The sequence below is a fragment of the Halomonas sp. TH-94 genome (assembly GCF_057473365.1).
On the sequence record NZ_JBYCKL010000093.1, the window covers coordinates 1 to 17,001 of the forward strand.

16 protein-coding genes are annotated in these 17,001 nt (G+C 64.3%); 14 read left to right on the forward strand and 2 right to left on the reverse strand.

Annotated features, from left to right (window positions below; all coding sequences use genetic code 11):
* Positions 1-442, reverse strand: a 442-nt coding sequence (locus AC2VNO_RS16645) for a prolipoprotein diacylglyceryl transferase family protein (protein ID WP_486935180.1), incomplete at its 3' end; no start/stop codon positions are given.
* Between the two features lie 184 nt (positions 443-626).
* On the opposite strand from AC2VNO_RS16645, the gene AC2VNO_RS16650 reads away from it, so the two are divergent.
* The 10 genes from AC2VNO_RS16650 (at position 627) to lon (ending at position 10,753) form a co-directional block, all read left to right on the forward strand.
* Entirely contained in the window at positions 627-1,142 is a 516-nt protein-coding gene (locus AC2VNO_RS16650; protein WP_486935181.1) for a copper chaperone PCu(A)C, read from the forward strand.
* A 137-nt stretch (positions 1,143-1,279) separates the two neighbouring features.
* Positions 1,280-1,762, forward strand: coding sequence for a transcriptional regulator NrdR (gene nrdR, locus AC2VNO_RS16655; protein WP_486935182.1), 483 nt, complete (start codon positions 1,280-1,282; stop codon positions 1,760-1,762).
* 72 nt (positions 1,763-1,834) lie between these two features.
* Positions 1,835-2,977 carry a bifunctional diaminohydroxyphosphoribosylaminopyrimidine deaminase/5-amino-6-(5-phosphoribosylamino)uracil reductase RibD gene (gene ribD / locus AC2VNO_RS16660; RefSeq protein WP_486935183.1) on the forward strand — a complete coding sequence of 381 codons (1,143 nt, stop codon included), beginning with the start codon at positions 1,835-1,837 and terminating at the stop codon, positions 2,975-2,977.
* A gap of 188 nt (positions 2,978-3,165) precedes the next feature.
* The gene (gene ribBA / locus AC2VNO_RS16665) at positions 3,166-4,320 is read left to right on the forward strand and encodes a bifunctional 3,4-dihydroxy-2-butanone-4-phosphate synthase/GTP cyclohydrolase II (RefSeq protein WP_486935184.1); all 1,155 of its coding nucleotides are present in this window, start codon (positions 3,166-3,168) and stop codon (positions 4,318-4,320) included.
* A gap of 101 nt (positions 4,321-4,421) precedes the next feature.
* The gene (gene ribH / locus AC2VNO_RS16670; protein ID WP_486935185.1) at positions 4,422-4,925 is read left to right on the forward strand and encodes a 6,7-dimethyl-8-ribityllumazine synthase; all 504 of its coding nucleotides are present in this window, start codon (positions 4,422-4,424) and stop codon (positions 4,923-4,925) included.
* Positions 4,922-5,428, forward strand: a complete 507-nt coding sequence (gene nusB, locus AC2VNO_RS16675; protein WP_486935186.1) for a transcription antitermination factor NusB — start codon at positions 4,922-4,924, stop codon at positions 5,426-5,428. The genes ribH and nusB overlap by 4 nt, the downstream gene beginning before the upstream one ends.
* 11 nt (positions 5,429-5,439) lie before the next feature.
* Positions 5,440-6,393 carry a thiamine-phosphate kinase gene (thiL, locus tag AC2VNO_RS16680; protein ID WP_486935187.1) on the forward strand — a complete coding sequence of 318 codons (954 nt, stop codon included), beginning with the start codon at positions 5,440-5,442 and terminating at the stop codon, positions 6,391-6,393.
* Positions 6,390-6,863: a phosphatidylglycerophosphatase A family protein gene (locus AC2VNO_RS16685; RefSeq protein WP_486935188.1), complete on the forward strand. Its 474-nt coding sequence runs from the start codon at positions 6,390-6,392 to the stop codon at positions 6,861-6,863. The genes thiL and AC2VNO_RS16685 overlap by 4 nt, the downstream gene beginning before the upstream one ends.
* A gap of 58 nt (positions 6,864-6,921) precedes the next feature.
* A complete protein-coding gene (locus tag AC2VNO_RS16690) occupies positions 6,922-8,160 on the forward strand; it encodes a DUF945 family protein (protein WP_486935189.1) in 1,239 nt (412 codons plus the stop codon).
* A gap of 154 nt (positions 8,161-8,314) precedes the next feature.
* The gene (lon, locus tag AC2VNO_RS16695) at positions 8,315-10,753 is read left to right on the forward strand and encodes an endopeptidase La (RefSeq protein ID WP_486935190.1); all 2,439 of its coding nucleotides are present in this window, start codon (positions 8,315-8,317) and stop codon (positions 10,751-10,753) included.
* Between the two features lie 15 nt (positions 10,754-10,768).
* Here lon and AC2VNO_RS16700 read toward each other — a convergent pair whose 3' ends face one another.
* On the reverse strand, positions 10,769-11,497 hold the full coding sequence (locus AC2VNO_RS16700; RefSeq protein ID WP_486935191.1) for an SDR family NAD(P)-dependent oxidoreductase: 729 nt from the start codon (positions 11,495-11,497) through the stop codon (positions 10,769-10,771).
* Between the two features lie 136 nt (positions 11,498-11,633).
* Between AC2VNO_RS16700 and AC2VNO_RS16705 the strand changes: the two genes are divergently transcribed.
* From AC2VNO_RS16705 to ilvD, 4 genes are all read left to right on the forward strand, one after another.
* Positions 11,634-12,611, forward strand: a complete 978-nt coding sequence (locus AC2VNO_RS16705; protein ID WP_486935192.1) for a TAXI family TRAP transporter solute-binding subunit — start codon at positions 11,634-11,636, stop codon at positions 12,609-12,611.
* 58 nt (positions 12,612-12,669) lie between these two features.
* Positions 12,670-14,472, forward strand: a complete 1,803-nt coding sequence (locus tag AC2VNO_RS16710) for a TRAP transporter permease (RefSeq protein ID WP_486935193.1) — start codon at positions 12,670-12,672, stop codon at positions 14,470-14,472.
* 22 nt (positions 14,473-14,494) lie between these two features.
* Positions 14,495-15,043, forward strand: a complete 549-nt coding sequence (locus AC2VNO_RS16715) for a hypothetical protein (RefSeq protein ID WP_486935194.1) — start codon at positions 14,495-14,497, stop codon at positions 15,041-15,043.
* A 222-nt stretch (positions 15,044-15,265) separates the two neighbouring features.
* On the forward strand, positions 15,266-17,001 hold a 1,736-nt coding region (gene ilvD, locus AC2VNO_RS16720), incomplete at its 3' end, for a dihydroxy-acid dehydratase (protein ID WP_486935195.1).

Below are 17,001 nucleotides of genomic sequence, written 5' to 3' on the forward strand. Positions count from 1 at the left end.
ATGTGAACAATGCCGTATCCGGTAGGGGGCGCGCCGTGGATTCCATCAATAGCAAGGGGCCGGCAAGCAGTCCCCAGGTGACAGCGCCTGTCGTCAATGCACCGCTCAGGGCCAACCGCTGTGCCGGGTGCCGCCATATCTTCCAGAACACATAGGCCAGGCCAGCCACCAGGCCACCCACGGGGTCGAACCCGCCGTCTCGGATGTCCAGTATCGGCAGTATTCCGTCGTAGCTGCCCCAGTAGCGGATCACGAACAGCGCGCGGGCACCGGCCAGGCCGAGAAGCAGCAGCGTAAGCAGGGTGTCGGCGACAGGGGTGCGATGACGCCGACCAAGCAGCGCACCGGCCAGCAGGGCCATGAAGAAGGCCAGAATGATCAGCAGTTGGCCGATCGAGATCCCCACGGGGCCAAGGGCAATGCTCTGCTGCAAGGATTGCATGAGGGGCTGTCCTCCTAAAGCGGTGCTCATGGAAAAGGCGACCTGCCAGCGTGGCAGGTCAGGATTAATTCCCGGTTAACTCCAGCCGTGTCGCTATGACGCAGCCTGTCATACTTGCGCCACGGCATAGTATTCTCATCCAGTGCTTTACTGGCTACGTCCAGTCCTACAACAAGGAGCCCCCATGAAACTGCCCCGATCCCTTCTGCTCGCCGCCGGCCTTTCCTTGGTGTCTCTCGCCGTTCAAGCCGAGCCGCTGCTCGTCGAAGAGGCACAGGTGCGCGCCGTGCCGCCGGGCTCGCAGACCTCGGCGGCCTTCATGACACTGCGTAACCCCGGGGAGCAGGACGTGACACTGGTCGATGCAGACTCGCCCGCTGCCGAGGTCATGGAACTGCACAATCACGAAGACGTCGATGGTGTAATGCAAATGCGCAAGATCTCCGAGATCGTCGTGCCTGCCGGTGAGTCGGTCGCGCTGGCACCCGGTGGGCTGCATCTGATGCTGATCGGTCTGACCGAGCCGCTGGTGGAGGGGGAGCCCGTCGAGATCGAGCTGCGATACGAGTCGGGGGAGACGCAGCGGTTGGAAGCGCCCGTTCAGCGCATCGTAGTGGAGGCAGAACACCACCATGGTCATGACCGCGACGAGAGTCACGAACACGGCAACGGCCACCATGGCCATGCGCACGACCACTGAGAAGACGTGGCCGCCTGGTAGGGTGAGTGGCTGTGCTGGGCGGCCGGCAGGGGAGCGGGTACAATATCGGGTCCAAGTTCACTTCAGTGACTCACGAGCGACCTCAGGTTGCCCCGCTTCACGTTCGGATCGATACCATGCATTGCCCCTTCTGTGGCGCCCATGATACCCGTGTGACCGATTCCCGCCTTGTGGCTGAGGGTGACCAAGTACGGCGTCGCCGCCAGTGCACCGACTGCGGTGAACGCTTCACCACCTACGAAACCGCCGAACTGGTCATGCCCAGGGTAGTGAAGGCCGACGGTACCCGGGAGACCTTCGACGATCACAAGCTGCGTGCTGGAATGCTGCGCGCCTTGGAAAAACGCCCCGTCAGCGTCGAGGCCATAGAGGCCGCCGTAGAGCAGATACGCCATCGCCTGCGGGCGAGTGGTGAGCGCGAGATTCAGGCGCGAGATATCGGTGAAGCCGTCATGCAGGCGCTCAAGCGCCTGGATCAGGTCGCCTATATTCGCTTCGCTTCGGTCTATCGCCGGTTTCAGGATATCGACGAGTTTCGCGCTGAAATCGACCGCCTCGCCCAGGAGCCAGGCTTCCCACCCGGTACTGGCGAGGATTGATCTGCGCTGGCCGCACTCGTTCCGCCTACCTGGCGACGCATACGGCCGATCGTGAACCGAACGAGGAGTGACATGCCCAAGCCGACCGATGCCGTCTGGATGGCCCGGGCGTTGCAGCTTGCCCGCCGCGGTTATTACACCACCCACCCGAACCCCCGCGTCGGTTGTGTGCTGGTCAAGAATCGGCGCCTGATCGGTGAGGGCTGGCACGTACGCGCCGGCGAGGCGCATGCCGAGATTCACGCCCTGCGTATGGCGGGTGAGGCCGCGCATCGTGCTACCGCCTATGTCACGCTCGAGCCCTGCTCTCACTACGGTCGGACCGGCCCTTGTGCCGTGGCGCTTATCGAGGCCGGCCTGAAACGGGTCGTGGTCGCCATGCAGGATCCCAACCCCGAGGTGGCAGGCCGAGGCATCGCCATGCTGCGCGAGGCGGGTATCGAGGTGACGGTTGGCCTGCTCGAGGAGGAGGCTCGGGTGCTCAACGCAGGCTTCATTTCGCGCATGACACGCCAGCGGCCCTTCGTCCGGTTGAAAATGGCCATGAGCCTGGATGGCCGTACGGCGATGCAGTCCGGTGAATCGCAGTGGATCACGGGGCCCCATGCGCGCACCGAAGTGCAGCGGCTGCGGGCCGGCGCCAGCGCAATCATGTCGGGCGTCGATTCGATCATCTTCGACAATTCGCGGCTCACGGTTCGGGCGGCCCAACTGGGCCTCGACGACGCCGACACCATCGCCGCACGTCAGCCGCTGCGGGTGGTGGTCGATACCCGGCTGCGTCTGCCCCAGGCCGCCGCCTGCCTGCGCGAACCGGGACGCACCTTGGTCGCTACCGTCTCGGGGTATGAGCCCATGCGCCGCGAGCGCCTCGAGGCCGCCGGCGCTGAAGTGCTGGTGCTTCCGGCCGGCGAAGACGGTCGCGTCGACCTGCAGGCGTTGTTGCGCTACCTGGCCGAGCGGGAGCTGGTCAACGAGCTGCTGTTGGAGACCGGTGCCACACTCGCCGGTGCCATGCTGGATGCCGGCCTGGTCGACGAGATGCAGCTGTTCGTGGCGCCTACCCTGCTCGGCGGCGAGGCGCGCCCGCTGTTCGCCCTGCCGGGATTGACGCGCATGGCGCAGCAGCGCCCGCTGGAGATTCTCGACATTCGCGCCGTTGGCCGCGACTGGCGGATCACGGCGCGACCGGAGCGGCAAAGGAGTAACCTGTAGCTCCCCATGGAATGAGCGACAGGCCGGCTTGTGTGTAGAGGCTTGCGCCGGCCAATGTTCTCACTACTGGCGCCCGAAGCCGCGCCAATGTACTCTGACGCCCATTCAACGTGGTGCGATTTTGCGGCAATGCTTCGCTGCAGTGCACTATCGCCCACGACGACGTTCGAACATTCGGAGATTCCAGCGTGCAATCTTCCCATACGGGACTGGCTCCCATCGCAGACCTGATCGAGGACATCCGACAGGGCAAGATGGTGATCCTCATGGACGATGAGGATCGCGAGAATGAAGGCGATATCATCATGGCCGCGGAGAAAGTCCAGGCCGAACATATCAACTTCATGGCGCGCCATGCGCGCGGCCTGATCTGCATGCCGATGACCCGCGAGCGCTGTGAGCGTCTCAAGCTGCCGCTGATGGTAAGCGACAACGGTTCCGGCTTCGGCACCAAGTTCACGCTCTCCATCGAGGCGGCCGAGGGGGTCACTACCGGTATCTCCGCCGCCGACCGGGCACGCACCGTGCAGGTTGCGGCTGCGCGCAACGCTCGTGCCGAGGACATCGTCCAGCCCGGACACATCTTCCCGCTGATGGCCGAGCCCGGCGGCGTGCTGCGCCGTGCCGGCCACACCGAAGCGGCCTGTGACCTTGCCGCCCTGGCCGGCTGCGATCCCAGTGGCGTGATCTGCGAGATCATGAACGACGACGGCAGCATGGCGCGGCGCCCTGAGCTCGAGCGCTTCGCCGCCGAACACGGCATCAAGATCGGCACCATTGCCGACCTGATCCACTACCGTATCCACAATGAACAGACGGTGGAGCCGGTCGAGTCGACGCTGGTCGACACGGCAGTGGGCAAGCTCACGTTGCATGTCTTCCAGGACCGCATACAAAATGCCCATCATGTAGCGCTGGTCAAGGGGAGCCCGAGCCCCGAAGCGCTCACCACGGTACGAGTCCATCTGGCCGACACCATGCGTGACCTGCTGGGCCTGCAGAAGAGCGAAAGTCGAAACTGGACGACCCACAGCGCACTGGAAGAGATCGCCCGGGTCGAGCATGGTGTATTCGTGCTGCTCGACGACGGCCGGCAGCATCAGGATTTTCGCGACCAGTTCGAGGTGTTTCTCGAGCGTCGTCGCTTGCCGCGCACCAGCGACTCCGATGGCGCCGGCAACTATCTGACCATCGGCACCGGCTCACAGATCCTGCGCCATCTAGGCGTGGGGCGCATGCGCCTCTTGAGCTCGCCGTGGAAATTTTCGGCGCTCTCGGGCTTCGACCTCGAAGTGGTCGAGCTGATCGCGCCGGGCGAGAATGAGGCTGGCGCCGAAGACTGAGCCAGCGTGCCATGCCAGAGAGGCCGGCACCTGGCGTCGGCCCCTCGGCTTCACCCGATTCATCTCGTTTTCAGCAGGACCCTTTTCATCAGGAATTTGCGATGCACACCCTGTCTCAACTGGAAGGCAATTTCGTCGACGTCGACGGCCGCTACGTGATCGTAGTGGGACGCTTCAATCATCATGTGGTCGATAGCCTCGTCGAGGGCGCCGTGGATATTCTGGTGCGCCACGGCGTGGATGCGGAAAATATCGATATCGTCCACGTGCCCGGTGCTTGGGAACTGCCGCTGGCAGTCAAGCGTGCCCTGCAGGTGGTGCGTCCCGATGCGGTGATTGCGCTGGGTGCGGTGATTCGTGGCGGTACGCCCCACTTCGAATATGTGGCGGGCGGCTGCAATGCGGCCCTGGGCAACCTGCAGCTCGAATTCGACACCCCCATTGCCAACGGCGTGCTGACAGTCAACTCGATCGAGCAGGCTATCGAGCGTTCGGGCACCAAGGCAGGCAACAAGGGTGCCGAAGCGGCCATGGCCGCGATGGAGATGGTTTCCCTGCTGCGTGGCTTCGGTGACGGTGAAAGCGAAGATGGAGAAGCTTCATGAGTGGATCGCGCCCGCAACGCCCCCCATCGGCGGGTCAGCAAGCGCGGCGAGCGGCCCGTGAACTGGCGGTTCAGGGCCTCTACCAGTGGCACATGACCGGCAAGTCGACCACGGTGATCGAGGCGGAGTTCCGCAGCCAATTGCCGGACGACGACCTCGAGGACCATGAGAACTGGTCCAAGGTGATGCAGATTGCCGATCTGGCCCTGTTTCATGAACTGTTGCACAACGTGGTCCGCTACCGTGAAGAACTGGATGCCGCGATCACCCCGCTGCTCGATCGCCGTCTCGTGGAACTCGACCCCATCGAGCTCGCCATCCTGCGCCTCGGTACCTATGAACTGAGCCGGAGGCTGGACGTTCCCTATCGCGTGGCCATCAACGAGGGCGTCGAGCTCGCCAAATCCTTTGGAGCCACCGACGGGCACAAGTACGTCAATGGTATCCTCGACAAGCTGGCCGCCCGGTTGCGTAGCGCCGAGGTCAGGGCTCGTCGCGGCTGAAGGTGCCCCTGGTGGCCAGTGAATTCGACCTGATCGCCCGTCATTTCACCCCCGCTGCACCCGGCCCAGAAGCCGGCGTGCCTCTTGGCGTGGGTGACGACTGCACGCTGCTGGCCCCGCGCCCGGGACGCCAGCTGGCGGTCAGCGTCGACACGTCGGTCGCCAACGTTCATTTTCCCGCCGATGCGCCGGCCGAAGCCATCGGTTATCGGGCCCTGGCGGTGAGCCTCAGCGATCTGGCGGCCATGGGAGCCGAGTCGCGCTGGTGCCTGATGGCCCTGACGCTCGAGAACGACGACGAAACCTGGCTCGAGCCATTCGCTCGCGGCTTTCATTCGCTCTGCACGGCCAGCCATACCGCCCTGGTGGGTGGGGACGTCACCCGAGGAGAACTTGCCATCGGCGTTACGGTAATGGGCGAGGTGCCCCATGGGCAGGCGCTCAGGCGCAGCGGTGCGCAGCCCGGCGACATTCTCGCCGTGACCGGTGCGCTGGGCGGCGGGGCAGGGGGGCTTGCGCTCTGGAAGCGTGGCGAGCGCGACCTTGACCATCCGCTCCTGGCGCGATATCTCAAGCCGGCGCCCCGATTGGCAGCCGGCCAGGCGCTGCTTGGCTTGGCCCATGCCGCCATCGATATCTCCGACGGGTTGCTGGCCGACCTCGAGCACGTTCTGGCAGCGTCAGGCATGGGGGCACGGCTCGAGCCCGAGGCGCTGCCCCTGGCGCCGGGCCTGATCGAGGCGCTGGGTATGCAGGCGGCTCGTCGAGCCGCTCTGTGCGGTGGCGACGATTACGAACTGCTTGTCAGCCTGCCTGCCACGACGTTCGACGAGGCCAGGCGACGGCTCTCTGAGCAAGGTCTGGCGCTGACACCTATCGGTACGATCCGTGCCGAGGCGGGCGTTACGGGAGTCGAGATCGACGGCGCTCGCGGCTGGCAGCACTTTCGTGGAGACACGCCATGAACCGCTGTCCGCCAAGCGTCTGGCGGCGCCCCGTCCACTTCTTCGCCTTCGGGCTGGGTAGCGGTGGTGTGCCCTGGGCGCCAGGCACCTTCGGCACCCTGGCGGCGATTCCCTTCTACTGGCTGCTCTCCGAGCTGCCGCTGGGCTGGTACTTGTCGTTGGTGGCGGTTGCCTTCGTGGTGGGGGTCTGGCTCTGCGACAAGACGTCCCACGATCTCGGCGTTCACGACCATTCCGGTATCGTATGGGATGAATTCGTCGGTTACTGGATCACCATGGCGGCGGTGCCGTTCTCCTGGGAAGCCGCGCTGTGGGGATTCGTGCTGTTCCGCATCTTCGATGTGTTCAAGCCCTGGCCGATTCGCTGGGCCGACCGCCGCGTAGCGGGTGGGTTCGGCATCATGATCGATGATGTCCTCGCCGGCATCTACGCCTGGAGTACGATGCACCTGTGGCTTTGGTTGCACTAGCTTACATTTCGTGTTCGGTTAACAGATAGCGCATTCATCACCACAGGGAGGCGAAGCTATGCGCAAGGAACGTCTCATCGTCCCAGTGCTGGTCGTGCTTCTGCTTGCCTGGTTTGGCGCGCAGGCAGTGTCGAGCTGGCTATTCGAACGTGAGATGTCGCGAACTCTGGCCGACCTCGAGGCCAGGGGCGAGCTCGAAATCGCGCGCGTCGACGTCGAGCAGGGCTGGTGGGCCTCGACCGGGCGGATTCATCTGGCACCGCTGTTCGGGCATATGTGGCAGCTTGAACTGACCTATCATGCCCGACATGGCGTGCTCAGCACGAATCTGGACGGTGAGGCCATGCTGCGCCATGGACCTGATGCCATCCACCTGTTTGGCGACTCCCTGGCCTCGCCGCCGCCGGTGTGGGAAGCGAGCTACCATACCCTGACAGGAACTCTGGAGGGAGGTCTGCAGCTCGCCCCCCTGCGTATCACACAGCAGGAGCGCGAACTCGCCTTCGAAGGCGGCCGGCTACGCTTCAGCGGTGAGCAGGGAAACTGGCGGGTACGCGCCCACCTCAACTCCTGGATGCTCAGCGATGGCGCGGCTCGGCTTGAAGTCGGACCTGCCACTCTCAATAGCCAGTACGCCTATACCGAGGGCGCACACTCCTTCACGCAGGAAGACCGCCTGCAGATTGAATCGCTTTCCTGGCATCAGCCCCAATTGAAGCTCGACGCCACGGGGCTGAGACTGGCCAATCGCATTTCGCTGGATGAGCAAGAGCTCATGATGCAGCTCGACCTGGACCTGGGCGAGATCCATACCGCCGACCAGGTGCTGTTGACCGGCCAGATGGAAGTGGAGCTGTCGCGCCTCAATGCCGATGCACTGCGAGCCACCATGACGCGTCTGCGCAAACTGGCCGCCAGTGGTCATCACGGCATGGGGCGTGAGGCCCTGCTGAGCGACATCGAGCCTTACGTGCTGGCGGTCCTGCAGGACTCGCCGCGTCTCGACCTGCAGCGCCTGGCGCTGGATAGCCCGATGCTGGGCCTTTCAGCCCAAGTCGACGGCTCGCTGTTCTTCGACGGCCGACGGCTGGAGGAGCTCAGTCTGGTCGGCTTCGACGATCCGGCCGTCAAGGAGCGCTGGCGCCGGCGTCTCGATGGTGACTTCACCTGGCATGAGCTGCCCACCGTGGTGGCGCTATGGCTGGGTCTGCCGCTCGACACGCGCACCCTGGAAGTCGATATCGGCCGCGGGCAGGTGCGTGTGAACAGTCGTCCGCTGCCGCCGCTATGGCGCTAGGCTTCGTCCGGAAGCGTCCGCGCTTGTTCCCAAGACGCAAAAGCCTCGTCATCTGATCGTCCTCCGCCTTTGCCGACTTGAAGTTGAGCTATGCTGCCCGCATTCCACAGGGCAGTGAATCATCGGCTTTCATCAGCTTCAGGACGAGGACTACATGAGCGATCACGATCAGGACGAGCACAACTGGCAGCAGGCAAAAGAGGCTGCCGAGGAGGCGCTCGGCTCCGACGGCGAGGTGGACGAGGTGGCCAACAATGCCGTGGTGCCCGCCAGCGACTATCTGCCCGAGCGGATCTATCTTCTGCCTATCCACAACCGTCCCTTCTTTCCCGCCCAGGTTCAGCCGCTGGTGATCAATCGTGAACGCTGGGAAGAGACCATGCGCCGGGTGGGCAATACACCCCACCATACGCTGGGGGTAGCCTTCGTCGGCGACAAGGCGGTGGATGATCTCGGTCATGACCATTTCCCCGAAATCGGCACCGCCGTCAAGGTGCACAAGATGCAGGGCGAAGAGGGGCAGCTGCAGTTCATCGCTCAGGGCATGCGCCGTTTCCGTATTCAACGCTGGCTGTCGAAGAAGCCACCCTATCTGGTGGAGGTCAGCTATCCGCGCGAGCCGGTGAAGGCCGATGAGGACGAGACCCGTGCCTACGCCATGGCAATCATCAACGGCATCAAGGAACTGCTGCCGATCAACCCGCTCTACGGCGAGGAGCTCAAGCACTACCTCAATCGCTTCAGCCCCCACGAGCCAGGGCCGCTGACCGATTTCGCCGCGGCCATCACCTCGGCCAAGGGGCGAGAGCTGCAGACCGTGCTCGAGACCCTGCCGGTGCAGGAGCGCATGGAAAAGGTGCTACCGCTGCTGCGCAAGGAGATCGATGTCGCCCAGCTGCAAACCGAGATCAGCGAGCAGGTCAACGCCCAGATGCAGGAGCGGCAGCGCGAGTTCTTCCTGCGTGAGCAGCTCAAGGTGATCCAGCGCGAGCTGGGCATTTCCAAGGACGACCGCGAGAACGACGTCGATACCTTCCGTGATCGCCTCGAGGGGCTGGTCGTGCCGCCCAAGGTATTGACCCGTATCGAGGAGGAGCTCGACAAGCTCTCGGTGCTGGAGACCGGCTCACCGGAATACGGCACGACGCGCAACTATCTCGACTGGCTGACTTCGATGCCGTGGGGCGTGCGCAGCCAGGATCAGCTCGACCTGGCTCACGCCAGGAAAGTGCTCGACCGAGACCACGACGGCCTCAAGGACGTCAAGGAGCGCATCATCGAGTTTCTCGCCGAAGGTACCTTCAAGGGCGATGTGGGAGGCTCGATCGTGCTGTTGGTGGGGCCGCCCGGGGTGGGCAAGACTTCCGTCGGTCGTTCCATCGCCGAGGCGCTGGGGCGCGAGTTCTACCGCTTCTCGGTAGGCGGCATGCGTGACGAGGCCGAGATCAAGGGGCACCGGCGTACCTACATCGGCGCCATGCCCGGGAAGCTGGTGCAGGCGCTCAAGGAGGTCGAAGTCGAAAACCCGGTGATCATGCTCGACGAGATCGACAAGCTGGGCAGGTCCTTCCAGGGCGATCCGGCCTCTGCGCTGCTCGAGGTGCTCGATCCCGAACAGAACGTCGATTTCCTCGATCACTACCTCGACGTGCGCCTGGATCTATCCAAAGTGCTGTTCGTGTGCACCGCCAATACCCTGGACTCGATCCCCGGTCCGCTACTCGATCGCATGGAGCAGATTCGCCTCTCCGGCTACATCGCTGAGGAGAAGATGGCCATTGCCAAGAACCATCTATGGCCCAAGCTGCTCGAGCGCGACAAGATCCCGCGCAAGCGCATCAATCTCACCGATGCGGCGCTACGCCAGGTGATCGAGGGATATGCCCGCGAGGCCGGCGTTCGTCAGCTTGAAAAGCAGTTGCACAGCATCGTGCGCAAGTCGGCGGTCAAGCTGCTCGAAAGCGAGCAGGCGTCGGTGCGCATCTCGGTCAAGAATCTCGAGGAGTTTCTCGGCGCCCCGCTGTTCCGGCAGGAGCAGGTGCTCAAGGGTGAGGGAGTCGTTACCGGGCTCGCCTGGACTTCGATGGGCGGCGCCACGCTGCCCATCGAGGCGGGCAAGGTGCATTCGCTGACGCGTGGCTTCAAGCTCACCGGCAAGCTCGGTGAGGTGATGCAGGAGTCGGCCAACATCGCCTACAGCTATGCGCTGGGTCATCTCGCCGAGTATGGCGTCGAAACCGACTTCTTCGACTCCGCCTTCGTCCATCTGCACGTGCCCGAGGGCGCCACACCCAAGGATGGTCCCTCGGCCGGGGTGACTATGACCACGGCGCTGCTGTCGCTGGGGCGGCATCAGGGCATCGACCGGCCGCTGGCGATGACCGGCGAACTGACCTTGACCGGCCAGGTACTGCCGGTGGGCGGGATTCGCGAAAAGATCATTGCCGCCCGGCGCAGCAAGATCTTCGAGGTGATCCTGCCCGAGGCCAATCGCCGCGATTACGACGAGCTGCCGGACTTCCTCAAGGAGGGCGTCACGGTGCACTTCGCCAAGCGCTATCAGGACGTGGCCAAGGTCGCCTTCAAGCTGTGACCGGATCAGGCGGCGCTACATGGCGACGTTGGCGCCGCCATCCACCACCAGCGTGTCGCCGCTGATGAAGGTGTTCTCGGCCGAGGCAAGAAAGACAACGGCTCGGGCCACCTCGTCGGCGCAGGCCACTCGGCCGAGAGGCGTTGCCGCCTGCCAGCGGCGACGCGATTCGGACTCGGCGTCCTGCATGCCGGCGCTGACCGGACCGGGCGCCACGGCGTTGACCAGAACGCCCTGGGGGCCGAGCTCCACTGCCAGTGCTCGGCTCAGGGACAGCACGGCCCCCTTGCACATGGCGTAGGTCGAGCGATCGGCGGTGGTGCGCAGGCCATGAGCCGAAGTGACGTTGACGATGCGCCCGCCACCGCCCTCGATCATCAACCTGGCGGCCGCCTGCAGCGCCAGGTAGGTCCCGTTGACGTTGATCGTCAGCATCTCCCCGAGCTCGTCGGGCTTCACGTCCAAGAAGCGGCCGCGGTGAATTACTCCGGCGGCATTGATGCAGGCATCGAGCCCTGCGCCATGGGTTTCGATGTGGGCGAAAGCCGCGCTGATGCTCTCCGGCTGCGCCATATCGCAGGCCACGTAGACGCAGCGCTCAGGGTGACGCTGCAGCAGGAGTGTCGCCCGCTCACGTGCCTGCTCGCGATCGAGTAGAAATACATAGTCTCCCGCCTCGAGCAGTGTCTCGACGATGGCGCTACCGATCCCGCCGGCGCCGCCCAGTACGGCCGTGATTCGCATGATTCATCCTAGTTATTCTTCGTCTGAAAAAAATCGGCATTATAGACGTTTGCACGACATTTCTTTATAACGAATCGACCACCACAACAAAACATGACATCGCACAGCGATGCTGGACGCCATAACGGAGAGACAGATGTCAAACCGCAAGCTTGCCTTAACCCGTACTCTGTTGGCATCGGCTACTGCCGTGCTGCTGGGTGTATCGGCGCTGTCCGCTCAGGCCGAGACCCGGGTCACCTACAAGTCCGCCTCGGCGGGTACCGCTTACTACCAGATGGGCGTCGAACTCTCGGAGGCGATTCGCCGGGGAACCGAGGGAGACGTCGTGCTGACCCTGGAGGAGAGCCAGGGCTCGGTGCAAAACGTCATGGAAGTTATGGCGCGTCAGGGCAACTATGTCTTTACCACGCCGCCTGGACTGGTCGAGCAGGCCATGGCGGGCGAGGGCCCCTTCGCCGAGCGTCAGAGCCCGCGCTTCCAGGAGATTCGCGGACTGTTCCCGATTCCCGCCATTACCATGCATTTCGTGGCGGCAGGCGATGCGGGTGTGATCGGTCTCGAGGACCTCGAGGGCAAGCATGTGCTGATCGGGCGCGGCACTTTCGGCGCCCGTGAAGCGGAACGCTACCTGGAGATGTTCGACATGCTGGAGAAGGTACGGGTAGCCAACGCCGAGATCGGCAGCGGGCCCGATGCCCTGAAGAATGGCCAGATCGACGCCTTCGTCACGGCGAGCTCCTTTCCCACGCCCAACGTGATCGAAACCGCGGCCAGCATGCCGATCAGCCTGGTCAGCCTCACCGACGAGCAGATCGAGCAGACCGGTGCGGCGCGGCAGACCATTCCGGCCGGCACCTACCCCGGTGTCGATCAGGATGTCGAGACCACCTCGCTGCCGGTGATTGCCTATACCACCACCGGAATGGATGACGAAACCGCCTATACGCTGACCCGCACCTTCTGGGAGCGACGCGACGCCATGGCCAGCGAGACCGCCTGGTGGGGTAGTATCACCCATGACATGATAGGCAATATTGCCGGTACTCTGCATCCCGGCGCTTTGCGCTACTACGACGAAGCCGGCATCGAGATTCCCGACGAGCTGCGTTAACCACGGCTGAAGATCGGGGCAAGGATGCCCCGCTCGAGCCGCAAGGCATCCCCGTTCTATGCTTTCGACACTCTCTTCTTCACCGACGGCCGATGCCGATGGCAATGCTCGCCTGCATCCCGCCTGGGTGGCGCTCGGCACCGTTACGGTCGTCTTTCACCTGGGGCTGATCTTCTACGGCCTGACGCCGGCGCTGGTCAGCCGGCCCATCCACATGGCGCTGGCGCTGCCGTGGATCCTGATCCTTGCCGCTCGCACCCCTTTCGAGCGCTGGAGCGGTTGGCTGCTGACAGCGCTCGGCATCGCCGCCTGCGGCTATATCGCTTTCAACGAAGAGGCGCTGGCCCATCAATACGGCTTCATCGACAACACCTTTCAGATGGTGCTGGGCGTCTTCCTGATCGTGCTCACCTTGGAAACGGCACGCCGGGCGATCGGCTGGCCGCTGCCTCTGGTGGCGGTGGCGGCGCTGGCCTATGCGGTGTTCGGCGAACACATTCCCGGCCAGTTCGGTCACCCGGGGCTGCCGATGCAGAGCTTCGTCGGCACCTTGACCATTGCCGAGAGTGGGCTGTGGGGTTCGCTCACCGGCGTCAGCGTCGGCGTGGTGGCCATTTTCGTCATTTTCGGCGCGGTGCTGAACGCCGGCGAGGCGGGGCGGGGCTTCATGAACATGGCCAGCGCCTTCGCCGGCAGCCTGACCGGTGGTGCGGCCAAGGTTTCGGTTATCTCCTCGGCGCTGATGGGCTCCATTTCCGGTTCCGCCTCGGCCAACGTCGCTTCCACCGGCGCGATCACCATTCCCACCATGGTGCGGCTGGGTTACCCGCGTACCCTGGCCGGCGGCGTCGAAGCAGTGGCCTCCTCGGGAGGGCAGATCATGCCGCCGCTGATGGGAGCGGGCGCCTTCGTCATGGTCGAACTCACCGGCACGCCTTACACCCAGATCATGGCGGCTGCGCTGCTGCCGGCAATTCTCTATTTCGCTACCGTGTGGATGGGCATCAACGCCTACGCTACCCGTCACGACCTGCGTCCCATGGCAGCGGAGGATCGGGCCAGCGGCAAGGAAGTGGCGATCACTTCACTTTTCTTCGCCGTCCCCTTCGTGCTGCTGCTCGAGCGCATCTTTCTGGGGGGCTATACGCCTCAGTACGCTGCCAGCATCGCCATCTTTGCCGGCATGCTGTTGCTGTTCTTCGACGTGACGCTGAGCTTCTCCCTGCGCGGCTTCGCCTCGCGCATGGCCGAGGCCATGGTCACCGCCGGCCGCCAGGTGGCGGTGATCGGAGCCATCATCATCTGCGCCTCGCTGGTGATCGGCGTGCTCTCGCTGACGGGGCTCGGCGTCAAGATTACCTCGGGCATTCTGTCGCTCTCCAACGAGATGCTGTGGCCGGCACTGCTGCTCACGGCGCTGGCCTGCCTGGTACTGGGCATGGAAGTGCCGACCACGGCGGCCTACGTGATCTGCGTCTCGGTGGCCGGCCCCGCGCTCACCGCGCTGGGGCTCGAGCCGCTGCTGGCGCACCTGTTCGTGTTCTGGTTCGCGCTGCTCTCGACCATCACACCGCCGGTATGCGGCGGGGTGTTCATCGCCGCCGGCATGGTGGGGGAGAATTGGCTCAAGGTGGCGATGAAGGCCATGGCGCTGGGTATCGGCTTGTACATCATTCCGCTGGCGATGGTCGCCAACCCCGATGTGATTCGCCTGGCCTTCGACCCCTTCGGCGCCATCTTCGATGCGGTGAAGATAGCACTGGGCCTCGCTGCCATCTCTTATGGAGTGATAGCGCGACGCGCGGCCTGGCTGCGGCTGGTGCTGGTGGTGGCCGGAGCGCTGGTGATCTTCGCGTTTTGAGCTGAGCTATCGAGGAGGTGTAATGATCGTTGCCACGCTGGGCCCCGAGGGGAACAACCATGTACTGGTGCTGCGTCGCTACCTCGCCGCACGCGGCCACGCCGACGTCGAGGTGAGGTTGTTCGACGACTTCCCGGCGGCCTTCGCTGCTCTGATGGCGGGCGAGGTGGACAGGGTGCTGCAGTGCACGGCCCATTTCAGCCACGCCGACTGCGTGGGGCGTCACATGCACCGGGCCTTTCCGGTGGACGCCTTCGTTGCCGGCAGCCACCCGCTGGCGCTGCTGGCGCGGTGCGATGTCGCCGAGCCTCGACAGGTGGCGCGCCAGCCTGCCACCCGCTACTACACCGACCTCTCGGCTTTCGCCGAAGAGATCGATGCGCCCACCACCGTGGCAGTGGCCGAGGGGCTTCTGGCGGGTCGCTTCGAGGCGGGCATCTGCGCCCGCCAAGTCGTTGAGCAGCATTCCGACAGGCTGCGCCTGATCGAAGACCTGGGGCCGGCGCTGGATGTCTGGGTGGTATACGGCACCGAGCCGCTTCCCGCTACCAGCCCCCTGGTACTGGCCTAGCGCATTCACTCTTGCGCTGCCGGGATACGGAGATGCCGCCACCCTTCGCAGGCGCCGACTGGTACTTCTTTACCATGGCATGTCAGGCCGCGCTTAGTCGTTACTAGCCTGACGGCCGGGTGCATGACAGAATCGAACGGATTACAGACCTAGACCGTCGCCGCCCTAAGGTGGCAGAGACGGCGTGAACCGCATAGCGCCAAGGCGCACGAAGAGGACACCATGCCCGAATATCGCTCCCGTACCACCACTGCCGGCCGCAACATGGCCGGCGCTCGCGCCCTGTGGCGCGCCACCGGCATGAAGGATGAGGATTTCCACAAACCGATCATCGCCGTGGCCAACTCCTTTACCCAGTTCGTGCCCGGGCACGTTCACCTCAAGGACATGGGTCAATTGGTGGCGCGGGAGATCGAGAAGGCCGGTGGGGTGGCCAAGGAGTTCAACACCATCGCCGTGGACGACGGCATCGCCATGGGCCACGACGGTATGCTCTATTCGCTACCGAGCCGCGACATCATTGCCGACAGCGTCGAATACATGGTCAATGCCCATTGCGCCGACGCGCTGGTGTGCATTTCCAACTGCGACAAGATCACCCCGGGAATGTTGATGGCCGCCATGCGCCTCAATATCCCGGTGATCTTCGTCTCCGGCGGCCCCATGGAAGCGGGCAAGACCAAGCTGCTGGACCACGGCCTCGATCTGGTCGATGCCATGGTCATGGCCGCCGACGACTCGGTGGACGACGAAACCCTGGCGGAGGTGGAGCGCAGCGCCTGTCCCACATGCGGTAGCTGCTCCGGCATGTTCACCGCCAACTCGATGAACTGCCTGACCGAGGCGCTAGGCCTGGCCCTGCCGGGCAACGGCACGGTGCTGGCCACCCACGCCGACCGGCGTCGGCTGTTCGAGACCGCGGGCCACCGCATCGTCGAGCTGGCCAAGCGCTACTACGAAGGCAACGAGGCGCACTTGCTGCCCCGTGCCATCGGCTCCAAGGCGGCGTTTAAAAACGCCATGACCCTGGATATCGCCATGGGCGGATCCACCAACACCATCTTGCACCTGCTGGCCGCCGCTCAGGAAGCGGAGATCGACTTCACCATGGCCGACATCGACCGGCTGTCGCGGGAAGTGCCGCAGCTGTGCAAGGTGGCGCCAAACACCCAGAAGTACCATATCGAAGACGTGCATCGTGCCGGCGGCATCATGGCCATTCTCGGCGAGCTCGACCGCGCCGGCGTGCTCGATACCCGGGTCCCGACCGTCTACGGCGACAGCCTCAAGGCGGCGCTCGACGAGTGGGACATCATGCGCAACCCGACCCCCGAGGTGGTGGAGTTCTTCAAGGCCGGCCCTGGAGGCGTTCCGACTCAGGTGGCGTTCTCCCAGAGCACCCGCTGGCCCTCCCTCGACGGCGACCGAGTCAACGGCTGCATCCGCGATCTCGATCATGCCTTTTCCCGTGAAGGCGGCCTGGCGGTGCTCTACGGCAATATCGCCGTCGATGGCTGTGTGGTGAAGACTGCCGGTGTCGATGACGCCAACCTGCTATTCGAAGGGCCGGCCCATGTGGTCGAATCCCAGGATCAGGCGGTGGAGAACATCCTGGCCGGCAAGGTCAAGGAGGGCGAAGTCGTCGTCATTCGCTACGAGGGGCCGAAGGGTGGGCCGGGCATGCAGGAGATGCTCTATCCCACCTCGTACTTGAAGTCGAAGGGGTTGGGCAAGGCGTGTGCTCTGCTCACCGACGGACGCTTCTCCGGCGGTACCTCGGGGCTCTCCATCGGGCACGTCTCGCCGGAGGCGGCGGCTGGCGGTGCCATCGGCCTGGTGCGATCCGGCGATATCATCCGCATCGACATCACCCAGCGCACGATCAACGTGAACCTTACCGATAGCGAGCTGGCGTCACGCCGCGAGGCCGAAGAGGCGCGTGGCAGTCAGGCGTGGAA